Here is a 15,833-nt window from a genome sequence, read left to right on the forward strand (position 1 = left end):
GGACGGGGAGGGCCGGGGCCTCGTCTTGACTGGGTGCAAGATCCTCTTTAGACTTTTGTACCCTTAAATTTGGTGAGGCTCCGTCTCGCCAATTTTTGGCTTTCTTGCAAGACAATAGAGTCGCAAGACAATCAGTGGAGCTAGTAGATGGCAACTATCAACCAGCTGGTACGTCAGCCGCGTAAGCGTTCGGTCGAGAAGTCCGACGTTCCTGCGCTGCAGAACTGCCCGCAGCGTCGTGGCGTGTGCACCCGCGTGTACACCACCACGCCGAAAAAACCTAACTCGGCACTGCGTAAAGTATGCCGTGTGCGTCTGACCAACGGTTTCGAGGTTTCCTCGTACATCGGTGGTGAAGGCCACAACCTGCAAGAGCACAGCGTCGTCCTGATCCGTGGCGGCCGTGTAAAAGACTTGCCAGGTGTTCGTTACCACACCGTTCGCGGCTCTCTGGATACTTCGGGCGTTAAAGGCCGTAACCAGGGTCGTTCGAAGTACGGTACCAAGCGTCCGAAGTAATCGGTCGTTTGCAGACATCCATTTATTTGAGTCGATAAGAGTAAGGTCGGGCAGGGGTCGAAAGACCTGGTCCCGGGCTAACCTGAAGACCGTTTGAGGGCTTATCATGCCAAGACGTCGTGTAGCAGCAAAACGTGAGATCCTTGACGATCCGAAGTACGGATCCCAGATTCTCGCCAAGTTCATGAACCACGTGATGGAAAGCGGCAAGAAGGCTGTAGCCGAGCGCATCGTTTACGGTGCCCTGGATACCGTCAAAGCACGCAAGAACAGCGACCCCCTGGAAATCTTCGAGAAAGCTCTCGACGCCATCGCTCCGCTGGTCGAAGTTAAGTCCCGTCGTGTCGGCGGTGCCACTTACCAGGTTCCGGTTGAAGTTCGTCCATCCCGTCGTAACGCTCTGGCAATGCGCTGGCTCGTAGACTACGCCCGCAAGCGCGGCGAGAAGTCGATGGCTTTGCGCCTGGCCGGCGAGCTGCTGGATGCTGCTGAAGGCAAGGGTGCTGCAGTCAAGAAGCGTGAAGACGTGCACCGTATGGCCGAGGCCAACAAAGCGTTCTCGCACTACCGCTTCTAATTCAAGCATCAATCATTTTGCGAGGGCTTTATGGCTCGTACTACAGCAATTAACCGCTACCGTAACATCGGTATCTGCGCCCACGTTGACGCGGGCAAGACTACCACTACCGAGCGGATCCTGTTCTACACAGGTCTGAGCCACAAGATGGGCGAGGTGCACGACGGCGCCGCGACCACCGACTGGATGGTGCAGGAGCAGGAGCGCGGTATCACCATTACCTCCGCTGCCGTTACCACCTTCTGGAAAGGTTCCCGTGGTCAGTATGACAACTACCGCGTAAACGTCATCGATACCCCCGGCCACGTTGACTTCACCATTGAAGTAGAGCGTTCGCTGCGTGTACTCGACGGCGCGGTCGTTGTGTTCTGCGGTACCTCCGGCGTTGAGCCGCAGTCCGAAACCGTATGGCGTCAGGCCAACAAGTACGGCGTTCCACGTGTTGTTTACGTGAACAAGATGGACCGTGCTGGTGCCAACTTCCTGCGCGTTGTCGGCCAGATCAAGAACCGCCTGGGTCACACCCCGGTTCCGGTCCAGCTGGCTATCGGTGCAGAAGACGACTTCCAGGGTCAGGTTGACCTGATCAAGATGAAAGCCATCTACTGGAACGAAGACGACAAGGGCACCACCTACCGCGAGGAAGAAATTCCTGCGGATATGGTCGACCTGGCTAACGAATGGCGCAACAACATGGTTGAAGCTGCCGCCGAAGCCAACGAAGAGCTGATGAACAAGTACCTTGAAGAAGGTGACCTGTCCGTCGAAGACATCAAGGCCGGTCTGCGCGCGCGTACCCTGGCCAGCGAGATCGTTCCGGCTGTCTGCGGTTCGTCGTTCAAGAACAAGGGCGTTCCCCTGGTTCTCGACGCCGTTATCGACTTCCTGCCTGCTCCGACCGAGATTCCTGCGATCAAGGGTATCCACCCTGATCTGGCCGAAGTGCCGAAGGATGAAATCACCGAAGCGCAGCAGGACGAGCGTCACGCTGACGACGCAGAGCCGTTCTCGGCCCTGGCGTTCAAGATCGCTACCGACCCGTTCGTAGGTACCCTGACCTTCGTTCGCGTTTACTCGGGCGTTCTGACCTCTGGTGACTCGGTCATCAACTCGGTCAAAGGCAAGAAAGAGCGCGTTGGTCGTATGGTGCAGATGCACGCCAACCAGCGTGAAGAGATCAAGGAAGTGCGCGCTGGCGACATCGCGGCCCTGATCGGCATGAAGGACGTTACCACTGGTGAAACCCTGTGCGACGCTGACAAGCCAATCATCCTTGAGCGCATGGACTTCCCGGAGCCAGTGATTTCGCTGTCTGTCGAGCCGAAGACCAAGCAGGACCAGGAAAAGATGGGTATCGCTCTGGGCAAACTGGCTCAGGAAGACCCGTCGTTCCGCGTCAAGACCGACGAAGAGACTGGCCAGACCATCATCTCCGGTATGGGTGAGCTGCACCTGGACATCATCGTTGACCGCATGAAGCGTGAATTCAACGTTGAGGCCAACATCGGCAAGCCGCAGGTTTCGTACCGCGAGAAGATCACCAAGTCCGGTGTCGAGATCGAAGGCAAGTTCGTTCGCCAGTCGGGCGGTCGTGGTCAGTTCGGTCACTGCTGGATCCGTTTCTCGGAGCCAGAGCAGGACGACAAGGGCAACATCACCGAAGGTCTGGTGTTCTCCAACGAAGTCGTTGGTGGTGTAATTCCTAAGGAATACATCCCTGCGATCCAGAAGGGTATCGAAGAGCAGATGAAAAACGGCGTTGTTGCCGGTTATCCTCTGATCGGCCTGAAGGCCGCGGTATTCGATGGTTCGTACCACGACGTCGACTCCAACGAAATGGCGTTCAAGATCGCCGCTTCGATGGCAACCAAGCAACTGGCCCAGAAGGGCGGTGGCGTGGTTCTCGAGCCGATCATGAAGGTCGAAGTTGTAACCCCGGAAGACTACCTGGGTGACGTGATGGGTGACCTGAACCGTCGTCGTGGTCTGGTCCAGGGTATGGATGAGTCGGTCTCTGGCCGTGTCGTCCGCGCTGAAGTTCCGCTCGGAGAGATGTTCGGTTACGCAACCGACGTTCGTTCCATGTCTCAGGGTCGCGCAAGCTACTCCATGGAATTCTCCAAATACGCCGAAGCTCCGTCGAACATCGTCGAAGCACTCGTTAAAAAACAAGGCTAATCCCCTTTAGGCAAGAGGTTCACTGTCGTGGCTAAAGAAAAATTTGATCGTTCCCTTCCCCACGTTAACGTCGGCACCATCGGCCACGTTGACCACGGTAAGACCACTCTGACCGCAGCTCTGACTCGCGTCTGCTCCGAAGTTTTCGGTTCGGCAGTCGTTGAGTTCGACAAGATCGACTCGGCTCCGGAAGAAAAAGCGCGCGGTATCACCATCAACACCGCTCACGTCGAGTACAACTCGAACATTCGTCACTACGCTCACGTTGACTGCCCAGGTCACGCTGACTACGTGAAGAACATGATCACCGGTGCTGCCCAGATGGACGGCGCGATCCTGGTTTGCTCGGCCGCCGATGGTCCGATGCCACAAACCCGTGAGCACATCCTGCTGTCCCGTCAGGTAGGCGTTCCTTACATCGTGGTCTTCCTGAACAAGGCTGACCTGGTAGACGACGCCGAGCTGCTGGAACTGGTCGAGATGGAAGTTCGCGACCTGCTGTCCACCTACGACTTCCCAGGCGACGACACTCCGATCATCATCGGTTCGGCTCGTATGGCCCTGGAAGGCAAAGACGACAACGAAATGGGTACTACCGCTGTCAAGAAGCTGGTAGAAACTCTGGATGCCTACATCCCTGAGCCAGTTCGTGCCGTTGACCAGCCGTTCCTGATGCCGATCGAAGACGTATTCTCGATCTCGGGTCGTGGTACCGTTGTTACCGGTCGTATCGAGCGTGGTATCGTCCGCGTTCAGGATCCGCTGGAAATCGTTGGTCTGCGTGAAACTTCGACCACCACCTGCACCGGTGTCGAAATGTTCCGCAAGCTGCTGGACGAAGGCCGTGCTGGCGAGAACTGCGGCGTTCTGCTGCGTGGTACCAAGCGTGACGACGTTGAGCGTGGCCAGGTTCTGGTCAAGCCAGGTTCGGTCAAGCCGCACACCAAGTTCACCGCAGAAGTCTACGTTCTGTCGAAGGAAGAAGGCGGCCGTCACACTCCGTTCTTCAAAGGCTACCGTCCTCAGTTCTACTTCCGTACCACTGACGTGACCGGTAACTGCGAACTGCCGGAAGGCGTTGAAATGGTAATGCCAGGTGACAACATTCAGATGACTGTTACCCTGATCAAGACCATCGCAATGGAAGACGGTCTGCGCTTCGCTATCCGTGAAGGCGGTCGTACCGTCGGCGCCGGCGTCGTAGCCAAAATCATCGAGTAATCACTCGACCGATTGAAAAAACCCCCGCTCAGCGGGGGTTTTTTTTATTGGGTTGACACTAAATGGGGGCGTCTATAGAATCACGCCTCCTTTTAGCGGGCGTAGTGCGTCCGTTGGGAACAGCCTGGAGTCTGAAATCCAATGCAAAATCAGCAAATCCGTATCAGGTTGAAGGCTTTCGACCATCGCCTGATCGACCAATCCACCCAGGAAATCGTGGAAACCGCGAAACGTACTGGTGCACAAGTGCGTGGTCCAATTCCACTGCCTACCCGCAAAGAGCGTTTCACCGTTCTGGTTTCCCCGCACGTCAACAAAGACGCGCGTGACCAGTACGAGATCCGCACTCATAAGCGTGTTCTGGACATCGTCCAGCCAACGGATAAAACCGTTGACGCGCTGATGAAGCTTGATCTGGCGGCAGGTGTGGAAGTACAGATCAGCCTCGGCTAAGACTTCGGTCTGGTCGTGTAACGCTCTGAAATGGGCGGCCATAGCGGGTGAAAGCCCCGTACACTCATGAGGTTTACAACATGACTATTGGTGTAATCGGTCGCAAGTGCGGTATGACCCGCATTTTCACCGAAGAAGGTGTCTCCATTCCGGTCACGGTCATCGAGATCGAGCCGAATCGTGTCACCCAGTTCAAAACTGAAGAAACCGATGGCTACCGTGCAGTGCAAGTCACTGTCGGCGAGCGTCGTGCTTCGCGTGTGACTGCCGCTCAGGCAGGTCACTTCGCAAAGGCCAACGTTGCCGCTGGTCGCGGTGTCTGGGAGTTCCGTCTTGAAGAAGGCGATTTCCAGGCTGGCGATCTGATCAAAGCTGAACTCTTCACTGCAGGCCAGCTGGTAGACGTTACTGGTCAGTCCAAAGGTAAAGGCTTCGCCGGTACCATCAAGCGCTGGAACTTCCGTGGCCAGGACAACACCCACGGTAACTCCGTGTCGCACCGTGTCCCAGGTTCCATCGGCCAGTGCCAGACTCCTGGTCGTGTGTTCAAGGGCAAGAAAATGTCCGGTCACATGGGCGCCGAGCGCGTGACTGTTCAGTCCCTGGAAGTAGTTCGCGTAGACGCTGAGCGCAACCTGCTGCTGGTCAAGGGTGCCGTTCCAGGCGCTACTGGCGGCGACGTGGTTGTACGTCCAGCTGTCAAGGCTCGCGGTTAAGGGGAAACTGACATGCAACTCAATGTAAATGACGCTCAGGCGATCGAAGTTTCCGAACTGACTTTCGGTGGCGAATTCAACGAGACGCTGGTACACCAAGCAGTCGTGGCCTACATGGCCGGCGGCCGTCAGGGCACCAAGCAGCAGAAGACCCGTTCCGACGTGGCTGGTGGCGGTAAGCGCCCATGGCGTCAGAAGGGTACTGGCCGTGCTCGTGCTGGTACCACTCGTGGTCCGATCTGGCGTGGCGGTGGTGTAACCTTCGCAGCTCGCCCTCAAGATCACTCGCAGAAGCTCAACAAGAAGATGTATCGCGCAGCCCTGCGCTCCATCCTCGCTGAGCTGGTGCGTAGCGACCGTCTGGTCGTGGTTCAGGACTTCGCTGTTGAAGCACCGAAAACCAAAGATCTGCTGAACAAGCTGAACGGCATGGGTCTGAACGACGTACTGATCGTTTCCGACGCTGTTGATCAGAACCTGTACCTGGCTGCTCGCAACCTGCCGCACGTCGACGTACGTGACGTACAAGGTTCCGACCCGGTCAGTCTGATCGCATACGAGAAAGTGTTGATCACTGTCTCGGCCGTGAAGAAATTCGAGGAGCTGCTGGGATGAACCAGGAACGCGTATTCAAAGTCCTCCTTGGCCCGCACGTTTCCGAGAAGGCTACCGTTCTGGCTGAGAAAAAAGGCCAGTTCGTATTCAAGGTTGCTACCGATGCAACCAAGCTGGAAATCAAGAAAGCTGTCGAAGGCCTGTTCAACGTAAAAGTTGAAAACGTGTCGACTGTTAACGTTCTGGGTAAAACCAAGCGTACCGCACGTGGTCTGGGCAAGCGTAATGACTGGAAGAAGGCGATCGTCTCCCTTCAGCCAGGCCAAGATCTCGATTTCAGCAGCAGTGCTGAGTAAGGAAGGGGTGCATCATGGCAATCGTTAAATGCAAACCGACTTCCCCTGGCCGCCGTTTCGTGGTCAAGGTGGTCAACCAGGAGCTGCACAAAGGCGCTCCTCACGCACCGCTGATCGAGAAAAAATCGAAGTCTGGTGGTCGTAACAACAATGGCCGCATCACCACTCGTCACGTTGGTGGTGGTCATAAGCAGCATTACCGTCTGGTCGACTTCCGTCGCAACGACAAAGATGGCATTCCAGCCACTGTCGAGCGTATCGAATACGACCCGAACCGTACTGCTCACATCGCCCTGCTGTGCTACGCAGACGGTGAGCGTCGCTACATCATCGCCCCTAAAGGCGTGAGCGCTGGTGACCAGCTGATCGCAGGTGCCCTGGCCCCAATCAAGGCCGGTAACTCCCTGCAGCTGCGCAATATCCCAGTAGGTAGCACCATTCACGGCATCGAACTGAAGCCGGGTAAAGGTGCTCAGATCGCTCGTTCCGCTGGTGCTTCGGCTCAGCTGATCGCTCGTGAAGGCGTCTACGTGACTCTGCGTCTGCGTTCCGGTGAGATGCGTAAAGTACTGGCTGAGTGCCGTGCGACCCTGGGCGAAGTCTCGAACTCCGAGCACAGCCTGCGTTCGCTGGGTAAAGCTGGTGCCAAACGCTGGCGCGGCGTTCGCCCAACCGTTCGTGGTGTTGCCATGAACCCGGTTGACCACCCACATGGTGGTGGTGAAGGTCGTACCTCCGGTGGTCGTCATCCGGTATCGCCATGGGGCTTCCCAACCAAGGGTGCGAAGACCCGTGGTAATAAGCGTACCGACAACATGATCGTCCGTCGTCGCAAGTAACTAGAGGGATACGACAGTGCCACGTTCTCTGAAAAAAGGTCCTTTTATCGATCTTCACCTGCTGAAGAAGGTCGAAGTGGCGGTGGAGAAGAACGATCGCAAGCCAGTTAAAACCTGGTCGCGCCGTTCGATGATCCTGCCACAAATGGTCGGTCTGACCATCGCGGTACACAACGGTCGTCAACATGTCCCAGTTCTGGTGAACGAAGACATGGTCGGCCACAAACTGGGCGAGTTCGCCGGTACCCGCACCTATCGCGGGCACGTGGCTGACAAGAAAGCCAAGCGTTAAGGGGTAAGGAAATGGAAGTAGCCGCTAAGTTGTCGGGCGCTCGCATCTCCGCCCAGAAAGCCCGCTTGGTCGCCGACCAGATCCGCGGGAAGAAGGTGGGCGAAGCGCTCAACCTGTTGGCCTTCAGCAGCAAAAAAGCCGCTGAAATCATGAAGAAAGTCCTCGAGTCGGCCGTTGCCAACGCCGAACACAACGAAGGCGCAGACGTTGATGACCTGAAGGTCTCCACCGTCTTCGTCAACGAAGGGCGTTCGCTGAAGCGCATCATGCCACGTGCCAAAGGCCGTGCTGATCGCATCGTCAAGCGGTCTTGCCATATCACTGTCAAGGTTGCGGACAAGTAACGGAGTCGATCAGATGGGTCAGAAAGTACATCCCACTGGCATTCGCCTGGGAATCGTCAAGGAGCACACCTCCGTCTGGTACGCAGACGGTGCTACTTACGCAGATTACCTGTTGAAGGATCTGAAAACGCGTGAGTACCTCCAAGACAAACTAAAAAGCGCGTCCGTAAGCCGTATCGATATTCATCGTCCGGCTCAAACTGCACGCATCACCATCCACACCGCTCGTCCCGGTATCGTTATCGGTAAGAAAGGTGAAGATGTCGAGAAGCTGCGTCAGGACCTGACCAAGCAGATGGGTGTGCCTGTGCACATCAACATCGAAGAGATCCGCAAGCCGGAACTCGACGCTATGCTGGTTGCGCAGAGCGTAGCTCAGCAGCTGGAACGCCGCGTAATGTTCCGTCGCGCCATGAAGCGCGCCGTACAGAACGCCATGCGTATTGGTGCCAAGGGCATCAAGATCCAGGTGAGCGGTCGTCTCGGCGGTGCTGAGATTGCTCGTACCGAGTGGTATCGCGAAGGTCGTGTGCCTCTGCACACCCTGCGTGCCGATATCGACTACAACACCTACGAAGCTCACACCACTTACGGTGTGATCGGTGTGAAGGTTTGGATCTTCAAAGGCGAAGTTATTGGTGGTCGCCAAGAAGAACTGAAACCACAAGCACCAGCGCCTCGTAAAAAAGCTGCTAAGTAAGGGGTACGCCAAATGTTGCAACCAAAGCGTACAAAATTCCGCAAGCAGATGACTGGCCACAACCGTGGTCTGGCACTGCGCGGTAGCAAAGTCAGCTTCGGCGAATTCGCCCTGAAAGCTGTTGCTCGCGGTCGCCTCACCGCTCGCCAGATCGAGTCCGCACGTCGTGCGCTGACCCGTCACGTAAAACGTGGCGGTAAGATCTGGATCCGTGTGTTCCCGGACAAGCCGATCTCCAAGAAGCCTCTCGAGGTTCGTATGGGTAAAGGTAAGGGTTCCGTGGAATACTGGGTTGCCCAGATTCAGCCAGGCAAAGTCCTGTATGAAATCGAGGGTGTTTCTGAAGAGCTGGCGCGCGAAGCTTTCGCCCTGGCTGCTGCAAAGCTGCCTCTCGCCACCTCCTTTGTTAAGCGGACGGTGATGTGATGAAAGCGAATGAACTTCGTGAAAAATCGGCACAGCAACTGAATGAGCAACTGCTCGGCTTGCTGCGCGACCAGTTCAATCTGCGTATGCAGAAAGCAACTGGCCAGTTGGGGCAGTCGCACCTGCTCTCGCAAGTTAAGCGTGACATCGCTCGCGTGAAAACTGTGCTCAACCAGCAGGCAGGTAAGTGATCATGGCTGAAGCTGAAAAAACCGTCCGTACGCTGACTGGCCGTGTCGTCAGCGACAAAATGGACAAGACCATCACCGTTCTGATCGAGCGTCGCGTAAAGCACCCGATCTACGGTAAATACGTTAAGCGTTCGACTAAGCTGCACGCGCACGACGAAGCCAACCAGTGCAAGATCGGCGACAAGGTTTCCATCCGTGAAACCCGTCCGCTGGCCAAGACCAAGTCCTGGGCACTGGTTGAAGTCCTCGAACGCGCTGTTGAAGTCTAAGGGCTAGGGGTCGGAGAAATTTTATGATTCAGACTCAATCCATGCTCGATGTGGCCGATAACAGCGGCGCTCGTCGCGTCATGTGCATCAAGGTGCTCGGCGGTTCGCACCGCCGTTACGCCGGCATCGGTGACATCATCAAGGTAACCGTCAAGGAAGCAATTCCGCGCGGTAAGGTCAAGAAAGGCCAAGTGATGACTGCTGTTGTCGTGCGCACCCGTCACGGTGTTCGTCGCGCTGACGGTTCCATCATTCGTTTCGACGGCAACGCTGCTGTTCTGCTGAACAACAAGCAAGAGCCGATCGGCACTCGCATCTTCGGGCCAGTGACCCGTGAACTTCGTACTGAGAAGTTCATGAAGATCGTCTCGCTCGCCCCTGAAGTGCTGTAAGGAGATCCGACATGCAAAAGATTCGTCGTGACGACGAGATCATCGTGATCGCCGGCAAAGACAAAGGTAAGCGCGGTAAGGTGCTGAAGGTTCTGGCTGACAACCGTCTGGTTGTTGGTGGTGTGAACCTGGTCAAGCGTCATACCAAGCCTAACCCGATGGCGGGCGTACAGGGCGGTATCGTCGAAAAAGAAGCGCCTCTGCACGCTTCCAACGTTGCCATCTTCAACGGCGAAACCAACAAGGCTGACCGCGTTGGTTTCAAAGTAGAAGACGGTAAAAAAATTCGTGTCTTCAAGTCGACCCAAAAAGCGGTTGATGCTTGAACACTGCTAGGTAGAAGACCATGGCACGACTGAAAGAGATTTACCGGAACGAAATCGCTCCTAAGCTTAAGGAAGAACTTAAGCTGTCGAACGTGATGGAAGTTCCGCGCGTTACCAAGATCACCCTGAACATGGGTCTGGGCGAAGCGATCGGCGACAAGAAAGTCATCGAGCACGCTGTTGCCGACCTGGAAAAGATCACTGGTCAAAAGCCGGTTGTGACTTTCGCTCGTAAATCCATCGCGGGCTTCAAAGTCCGTGAAGGCTGGCCGATCGGTGTCAAGGTGACCCTGCGTCGCGACAAGATGTACGAATTCCTGGACCGCCTGCTGGCGATCTCCCTGCCTCGGGTTCGCGACTTCCGCGGCCTGAATGCCAAGTCCTTCGACGGCCGTGGCAACTACAGCATGGGCGTGAAAGAGCAGATCATCTTCCCGGAAATCGACTACGACAAGATCGATGCTCTGCGCGGTTTGGACATCACCCTGACCACCACTGCTCGTTCGGACGACGAAGGCCGCGCTCTGCTGCGTGCTTTCAAGTTCCCGTTCCGCAACTGATTGGAGTAGGAAAATGGCCAAGAAGAGCATGAAAAACCGCGAGCTGAAGCGTCAGCTCACGGTAGCCAAGTACGCCAAAAAGCGTGCCGAGCTGAAAGCGACCATCGTCAACCTGAACGCCTCTCCTGAAGAGCGTTTCGCTGCCGTTGTCGCCCTGCAGAAGCAGCCACGTGATGCCAGCGCTTCGCGTCTGCGCAACCGTTGCCGCCTGACCGGTCGTCCTCACGGTGTATACCGTAAGTTCGGCCTGGGCCGTAACATGCTGCGTCAAGCTGCAATGCGCGGTGACGTACCAGGTCTGGTCAAGGCCTCCTGGTAATCGCTGCAGGCTGGATCCCGGCGGAAGGGGAGCAATCTTCCGACCGCCGGTGACCTCGCCAACAAACAAGCCCCTATATGGGGCTTGTTTCGTTTCTACCTTGTGTCTAGAATGACCGGCTCACCTGAGCCTGGGTTTTTTGCCCTGTCCGCTCGGGTGGTTGTGATAGCCGCAAGGCTAATAATTCTTGTATCAGGAGCATCTAGCCCATGAGTATGCAGGACCCGTTAGCGGACATGCTAACTCGCATCCGTAATGCCCAGATGGCTGAAAAGTCCGTCGTAAGCATGCCTTCCTCCACCCTGAAGGTCGCGGTTGCCAAAGTTCTGAAAGACGAAGGTTACATCGCCGGCTACCAGGTAACTGGTGAGGCCAAGCCTTCCCTGTCGATCGAACTGAAGTACTTCGAAGGCCGTCCGGTCATCGAGGAGCTGAAGCGCTCCAGCCGTCCAGGCCTGCGCCAGTACAAGTCCGTCGCAGAACTGCCGAAAGTACGTGGCGGTCTGGGCGTGTCTATCGTCTCCACCAACAAAGGTGTGATGACTGATCGCGCTGCGCGCGCTGCCGGTGTCGGCGGCGAAGTTCTGTGCACAGTGTTCTAAGGGGGGATAGGCATGTCTCGCGTCGCTAAGAACCCCGTTAAGCTGCCAGCAGGCGTCGAAGTCAAATTCGCCGGCCAGCAGCTTTCGGTGAAGGGTGCCAAAGGCACTCTCGAACTGAACGTTCACTCGTCTGTTGAAGTTACCGAAGAGTCTGGCGAGCTGCGTTTCGTCGCTCGTAACGGTGACCAGCAAGCTCGCGCCATGGCCGGTACCACCCGCGCTCTGGTGAACAACATGGTCCAGGGCGTAAGCCAAGGCTTCGAGCGCAAGCTCCAGCTGGTCGGTGTTGGTTACAAGGCACAGGCCAAGGGCACCGTCCTGAACCTGGCCCTGGGCTTCTCGCACCCAGTGGACTACGAACTGCCAGCCGGTATCACCGCTGAAACCCCAAGCCAGACCGACATCCTGATCAAGGGTATCGACAAGCAGCTGGTGGGTCAGGTGGCCGCTGAAATCCGCGACTTCCGTCCGCCAGAGCCTTACAAAGGCAAGGGTGTGCGTTACGCGGACGAAGTAGTCCGTCGTAAAGAAGCCAAGAAGAAGTAGGGCCTAGCAAATGACCGACAAAAAAGTTACTCGACTGCGTCGCGCTCGCAAAGCACGTCTCAAGATGCACGAACTCGAAGTCGTGCGCCTGTGCGTGTTCCGCTCCTCGCAGCACATCTACGCCCAGGTCATTTCGGCCGACGGCAGCAAGGTTCTGGCAAGCGCCTCGACCTTGGACAAAGAACTGCGTGATGGCGCCACTGGCAACATCGACGCGGCCACTAAGGTTGGCAAGCTGGTAGCTGAGCGTGCGAAAGCCGCCGGTGTATCTCAAGTTGCCTTTGACCGTTCCGGCTTCAAGTACCACGGCCGCGTCAAAGCGCTGGCTGATGCTGCTCGTGAAGGCGGGCTGGAGTTCTAAGTTATGGCAAATAACGATCAAAAGCGCGACGAAGGCTACATCGAGAAGCTGGTTCAAGTTAACCGCGTTGCCAAAACCGTAAAAGGCGGCCGTATCTTCACCTTCACCGCGCTGACCGTGGTAGGTGATGGTAAGGGCCGTGTTGGCTTCGGCCGTGGCAAGTCGCGCGAAGTACCTGCCGCGATCCAGAAAGCCATGGAAGCTGCTCGCCGCAACATGATCCAGGTTGACCTGAAGGGCACCACCCTGCAGTACGCCACCAAGGCAGCCCACGGCGCCTCGAAGGTTTACATGCAGCCTGCCTCGGAAGGTACCGGTATCATCGCCGGTGGCGCAATGCGTGCTGTCCTGGAAGTTGCTGGTGTTCAGAACGTTCTGGCCAAGTGCTACGGTTCGACCAACCCAGTGAACGTGGTTTACGCCACCTTCAAGGGTCTGAAAGCCATGCAATCTCCTGAATCCATTGCTGCCAAGCGCGGCAAGAGCGTCGAGGAGATCTTCTGATCATGGCAACCGTAAAAGTAACGCTGATCAAGAGCGTCTCGGGCCGTCTGCCTAACCACAAGCTGTGCGTTAAGGGCCTGGGTCTGCGTCGCATCGGTCACACTGTAGAAGTCCAGGATACTCCCGAAAACCGCGGGATGATCAACAAGGCTTACTACATGCTGAAGGTCGAGGGTTAATCGATGAAACTCAATGATCTGAGTCCAGCGCCGGGTTCCCGTCGCGAGAAGCATCGTCCAGGTCGTGGTATCGGTAGCGGTCTGGGTAAGACCGGCGGCCGTGGCCACAAAGGTCAGACTTCCCGTTCGGGTGGTTCGATCGCTCCTGGCTTCGAAGGCGGTCAACAGCCGCTGCACCGTCGTCTGCCGAAGTTCGGCTTCGTTTCCCTGAAAGCCATGGATCGCGCCGAAGTGCGTCTGTCCGAGCTGGCCAAGGTGGAAGGCGACGTGATCTCCGTGCAATCCCTGAAGGATGCCAACGTGATCGGCCAGAACGTACAGCGCGTGAAAATCATGCTGTCTGGCGAAGTCACTCGCGCAGTCACCATCAAGGGTATCGCAGCCACCAAGGGTGCGCGTGCGGCTATCGAAGCAGCTGGCGGCAAGTTCGAGGAATAAATGGCTAAGCAAGGTGCTCTCTCTTCGCTCGGTAAGGGCGGGATGTCGGAACTCTGGGCTCGTCTGCGCTTTCTGTTCATGGCGATCATCGTCTATCGGATAGGTGCGCATATCCCGGTTCCTGGCATCAATCCAGACCGTCTGGCGGATCTGTTTCGGCAGAATGAGGGGACCATTCTTAGCTTGTTCAACATGTTTTCCGGTGGCGCGCTTGAGCGCATGAGCATCTTTGCACTGGGGATCATGCCGTACATCTCGGCATCGATCATCATGCAGCTGATGACGGCGGTCAGCCCGCAACTGGAACAGTTGAAGAAGGAAGGTGAAGCTGGCCGTCGCAAGATCAGCCAGTACACCCGCTACGGCACCGTTATCCTGGCACTGGTTCAAGCCATTGGCATGTCCATTGGCCTGGCCAACCAGGGCGTGGCGTTTTCTGTAGGCCTGGGCTTCCATGTCGTTGCCGTCTCCACCTTCGTGGCAGGCGCGATGTTCATGATGTGGCTGGGCGAGCAGATCACCGAGCGCGGTGTGGGCAACGGTATCTCGATGTTGATCTTCGCGGGTATCGTTGCCGGTCTTCCGAGAGCAATCGGGCAGTCTTTCGAGTCTGCGCGCACAGGCGATATCAACATTTTCGCCCTGGTCGCTATCGGTTTGCTGGCAGTAGCGATTATCGGTTTTGTGGTGTTCATTGAGCGTGGTCAGCGTCGTATCGCCGTTCACTACGCCAAGCGTCAGCAGGGCCGCAAGGTCTTCGCTGCGCAGACCAGCCACTTGCCGCTGAAGTTGAACATGGCGGGGGTTATCCCGGCCATTTTCGCGAGCAGCATTCTGCTGTTCCCGGCTTCGCTGGGTGCCTGGTTCGGTCAGTCCGAAGGTATGGGCTGGCTGCAGGACATCTCGCAGTCGATCGCTCCTGGTCAGCCGTTGAACATTCTGCTGTTTAGTGCAGGGATCATTTTCTTCTGCTTCTTCTACACAGCGCTGATGTTCAACCCGAAAGACGTAGCGGAAAACCTGAAGAAGTCCGGTGCCTTTATTCCGGGTATCCGTCCTGGTGAGCAGTCGGCACGCTACATTGATGGCGTTCTGACCCGTCTGACCATGTTCGGTGCTCTTTACATGATGGCCGTCTGCCTTCTGCCCCAGTTCCTGGTGGTGGCAGCAAATGTGCCGTTCTACCTTGGCGGGACCTCGTTGCTGATTGTGGTAGTGGTTGTGATGGACTTCATGTCCCAAGTACAATCGCACCTCGTTTCGCACCAGTACGAATCCCTGATGAAGAAAGCCAACCTGAAAGGCTACGGTGGCAGCGGTCTGCTGCGCTGATACGCCCCTAAGGTTCGAGGAGTCGGTAATGAAAGTTCGTGCATCGGTGAAAAAGCTGTGCCGTAACTGCAAGATCATCCGTCGCGAAGGCGTCGTACGAGTGATCTGCAGCGCGGAACCGCGTCACAAACAGCGCCAAGGCTGAGTGTGATCTGCGCTTCAAACCCAGCAGCTAGTGTGCTGCTGGGTTGATTATTCGTTTCTACAGCGATATTATCTCGCGCCCTATTTCTTGGCTTCCGGGGCGTAGGTAGCTGTCAATTGGAGTCCCACTGAATGGCCCGTATTGCAGGCGTCAACATTCCAGATAACAAGCATGCTGTTATCTCGCTGACCTACATCTATGGTGTCGGTCGCACTACTGCACAGAAGATCTGTGCAGACGCTGGTGTAAACCCAGCCGCTAAGATCAAGGATCTGAGCGACGAGCAAATCGAAACCCTGCGTGGCGAAGTCGCGAAGTTCACCACCGAAGGTGACCTGCGTCGTGACATCAACATGAAGATCAAGCGCTTGATGGACCTGGGTTGCTACCGCGGCCTGCGTCATCGTAAAGGTCTGCCGGTTCGCGGTCAGCGCACCAAGACCAACGCACGCACCCGTAAGGGCCCGCGTAAGCCGATCCGCAAGTAATCGCC

At 56.5% G+C, this 15,833-nt stretch carries 28 protein-coding genes; all 28 read left to right on the forward strand.

The genetic code is table 11. The annotated features are described in order from the left end of the window. Nucleotides 1-147: 147 nt before the first annotated feature. The 28 genes from rpsL to rpsM all read left to right on the forward strand — a co-directional run bounded on the left by rpsL (nt 148) and on the right by rpsM (nt 15,828). Nucleotides 148-519: a 30S ribosomal protein S12 gene (rpsL, locus tag E5221_RS02765; protein ID WP_003255492.1), complete on the forward strand. Its 372-nt coding sequence runs from the start codon at nt 148-150 to the stop codon at nt 517-519. A 106-nt stretch (nt 520-625) separates the two neighbouring features. After that, the gene (gene rpsG / locus E5221_RS02770; RefSeq protein WP_003246741.1) at nt 626-1,096 is read left to right on the forward strand and encodes a 30S ribosomal protein S7; all 471 of its coding nucleotides are present in this window, start codon (nt 626-628) and stop codon (nt 1,094-1,096) included. A gap of 30 nt (nt 1,097-1,126) precedes the next feature. Beyond that, entirely contained in the window at nt 1,127-3,274 is a 2,148-nt protein-coding gene (gene fusA / locus E5221_RS02775) for an elongation factor G (protein ID WP_061551336.1), read from the forward strand. A 27-nt stretch (nt 3,275-3,301) separates the two neighbouring features. Further along, nucleotides 3,302-4,495, forward strand: a complete 1,194-nt coding sequence (gene tuf, locus E5221_RS02780) for an elongation factor Tu (protein ID WP_023382632.1) — start codon at nt 3,302-3,304, stop codon at nt 4,493-4,495. Between the two features lie 141 nt (nt 4,496-4,636). Then, nucleotides 4,637-4,948 (forward strand): 30S ribosomal protein S10, encoded by a 312-nt coding sequence (gene rpsJ, locus E5221_RS02785; protein WP_003186070.1) that lies wholly within the window; start codon nt 4,637-4,639, stop codon nt 4,946-4,948. Nucleotides 4,949-5,028: 80 nt separating this feature from the next. Beyond that, the gene (rplC, locus tag E5221_RS02790; RefSeq protein ID WP_003257089.1) at nt 5,029-5,664 is read left to right on the forward strand and encodes a 50S ribosomal protein L3; all 636 of its coding nucleotides are present in this window, start codon (nt 5,029-5,031) and stop codon (nt 5,662-5,664) included. Nucleotides 5,665-5,676: 12 nt separating this feature from the next. Next, nucleotides 5,677-6,279 carry a 50S ribosomal protein L4 gene (gene rplD, locus E5221_RS02795; protein WP_008089819.1) on the forward strand — a complete coding sequence of 201 codons (603 nt, stop codon included), beginning with the start codon at nt 5,677-5,679 and terminating at the stop codon, nt 6,277-6,279. Next, nucleotides 6,276-6,575: a 50S ribosomal protein L23 gene (gene rplW / locus E5221_RS02800; protein ID WP_003255484.1), complete on the forward strand. Its 300-nt coding sequence runs from the start codon at nt 6,276-6,278 to the stop codon at nt 6,573-6,575. Before rplD ends, rplW begins: the two co-directional genes overlap by 4 nt. A gap of 14 nt (nt 6,576-6,589) precedes the next feature. Further along, nucleotides 6,590-7,414, forward strand: a complete 825-nt coding sequence (rplB, locus tag E5221_RS02805) for a 50S ribosomal protein L2 (RefSeq protein WP_015268750.1) — start codon at nt 6,590-6,592, stop codon at nt 7,412-7,414. Nucleotides 7,415-7,430: 16 nt separating this feature from the next. Continuing rightward, nucleotides 7,431-7,706: a 30S ribosomal protein S19 gene (gene rpsS / locus E5221_RS02810; RefSeq protein ID WP_003255482.1), complete on the forward strand. Its 276-nt coding sequence runs from the start codon at nt 7,431-7,433 to the stop codon at nt 7,704-7,706. A gap of 11 nt (nt 7,707-7,717) precedes the next feature. Then, entirely contained in the window at nt 7,718-8,050 is a 333-nt protein-coding gene (gene rplV, locus E5221_RS02815) for a 50S ribosomal protein L22 (RefSeq protein ID WP_003103908.1), read from the forward strand. A gap of 13 nt (nt 8,051-8,063) precedes the next feature. Further along, nucleotides 8,064-8,750, forward strand: coding sequence for a 30S ribosomal protein S3 (gene rpsC, locus E5221_RS02820; protein ID WP_003255481.1), 687 nt, complete (start codon nt 8,064-8,066; stop codon nt 8,748-8,750). 12 nt (nt 8,751-8,762) lie between these two features. Next, nucleotides 8,763-9,176: a 50S ribosomal protein L16 gene (rplP, locus tag E5221_RS02825; RefSeq protein ID WP_003255479.1), complete on the forward strand. Its 414-nt coding sequence runs from the start codon at nt 8,763-8,765 to the stop codon at nt 9,174-9,176. Beyond that, nucleotides 9,176-9,367: a 50S ribosomal protein L29 gene (rpmC, locus tag E5221_RS02830; RefSeq protein WP_002555481.1), complete on the forward strand. Its 192-nt coding sequence runs from the start codon at nt 9,176-9,178 to the stop codon at nt 9,365-9,367. The genes rplP and rpmC overlap by 1 nt, the downstream gene beginning before the upstream one ends. Before the next feature lie 2 nt (nt 9,368-9,369). Next, nucleotides 9,370-9,636, forward strand: coding sequence for a 30S ribosomal protein S17 (gene rpsQ, locus E5221_RS02835; RefSeq protein ID WP_003255478.1), 267 nt, complete (start codon nt 9,370-9,372; stop codon nt 9,634-9,636). Nucleotides 9,637-9,659: 23 nt separating this feature from the next. Continuing rightward, entirely contained in the window at nt 9,660-10,028 is a 369-nt protein-coding gene (rplN, locus tag E5221_RS02840; RefSeq protein WP_002555479.1) for a 50S ribosomal protein L14, read from the forward strand. 11 nt (nt 10,029-10,039) lie between these two features. Further along, a complete protein-coding gene (gene rplX / locus E5221_RS02845) occupies nt 10,040-10,354 on the forward strand; it encodes a 50S ribosomal protein L24 (protein WP_013970637.1) in 315 nt (104 codons plus the stop codon). Nucleotides 10,355-10,374: 20 nt separating this feature from the next. Then, on the forward strand, nt 10,375-10,914 hold the full coding sequence (gene rplE / locus E5221_RS02850) for a 50S ribosomal protein L5 (protein WP_003257095.1): 540 nt from the start codon (nt 10,375-10,377) through the stop codon (nt 10,912-10,914). 13 nt (nt 10,915-10,927) lie between these two features. Continuing rightward, on the forward strand, nt 10,928-11,233 hold the full coding sequence (gene rpsN / locus E5221_RS02855) for a 30S ribosomal protein S14 (RefSeq protein WP_013970638.1): 306 nt from the start codon (nt 10,928-10,930) through the stop codon (nt 11,231-11,233). Between the two features lie 209 nt (nt 11,234-11,442). Further along, the gene (rpsH, locus tag E5221_RS02860) at nt 11,443-11,835 is read left to right on the forward strand and encodes a 30S ribosomal protein S8 (RefSeq protein WP_009681971.1); all 393 of its coding nucleotides are present in this window, start codon (nt 11,443-11,445) and stop codon (nt 11,833-11,835) included. A gap of 12 nt (nt 11,836-11,847) precedes the next feature. Next, on the forward strand, nt 11,848-12,381 hold the full coding sequence (rplF, locus tag E5221_RS02865; protein WP_009681972.1) for a 50S ribosomal protein L6: 534 nt from the start codon (nt 11,848-11,850) through the stop codon (nt 12,379-12,381). A gap of 10 nt (nt 12,382-12,391) precedes the next feature. Beyond that, complete coding sequence (gene rplR, locus E5221_RS02870; protein WP_009397496.1) at nt 12,392-12,742, forward strand: 50S ribosomal protein L18; 351 nt, start codon at nt 12,392-12,394, stop codon at nt 12,740-12,742. Nucleotides 12,743-12,745: 3 nt separating this feature from the next. Further along, nucleotides 12,746-13,246, forward strand: a complete 501-nt coding sequence (rpsE, locus tag E5221_RS02875; RefSeq protein ID WP_003255465.1) for a 30S ribosomal protein S5 — start codon at nt 12,746-12,748, stop codon at nt 13,244-13,246. Nucleotides 13,247-13,248: 2 nt separating this feature from the next. After that, nucleotides 13,249-13,425 (forward strand): 50S ribosomal protein L30, encoded by a 177-nt coding sequence (rpmD, locus tag E5221_RS02880; RefSeq protein WP_003255463.1) that lies wholly within the window; start codon nt 13,249-13,251, stop codon nt 13,423-13,425. Between the two features lie 3 nt (nt 13,426-13,428). Further along, nucleotides 13,429-13,863, forward strand: a complete 435-nt coding sequence (gene rplO / locus E5221_RS02885; RefSeq protein ID WP_003257107.1) for a 50S ribosomal protein L15 — start codon at nt 13,429-13,431, stop codon at nt 13,861-13,863. Continuing rightward, nucleotides 13,864-15,195, forward strand: coding sequence for a preprotein translocase subunit SecY (gene secY, locus E5221_RS02890; protein ID WP_247846829.1), 1,332 nt, complete (start codon nt 13,864-13,866; stop codon nt 15,193-15,195). It abuts the gene before it with no gap. A 28-nt stretch (nt 15,196-15,223) separates the two neighbouring features. Next, on the forward strand, nt 15,224-15,340 hold the full coding sequence (gene rpmJ, locus E5221_RS02895) for a 50S ribosomal protein L36 (RefSeq protein WP_002555468.1): 117 nt from the start codon (nt 15,224-15,226) through the stop codon (nt 15,338-15,340). 131 nt (nt 15,341-15,471) lie between these two features. Continuing rightward, complete coding sequence (gene rpsM / locus E5221_RS02900) at nt 15,472-15,828, forward strand: 30S ribosomal protein S13 (RefSeq protein WP_003257112.1); 357 nt, start codon at nt 15,472-15,474, stop codon at nt 15,826-15,828. Nucleotides 15,829-15,833 lie beyond the last annotated feature (5 nt).

Source organism: Pseudomonas sp. A2 (assembly GCF_023100865.1).
GTDB classification, from domain to species: Bacteria; Pseudomonadota; Gammaproteobacteria; order Pseudomonadales; family Pseudomonadaceae; genus Aquipseudomonas; species Aquipseudomonas asiatica.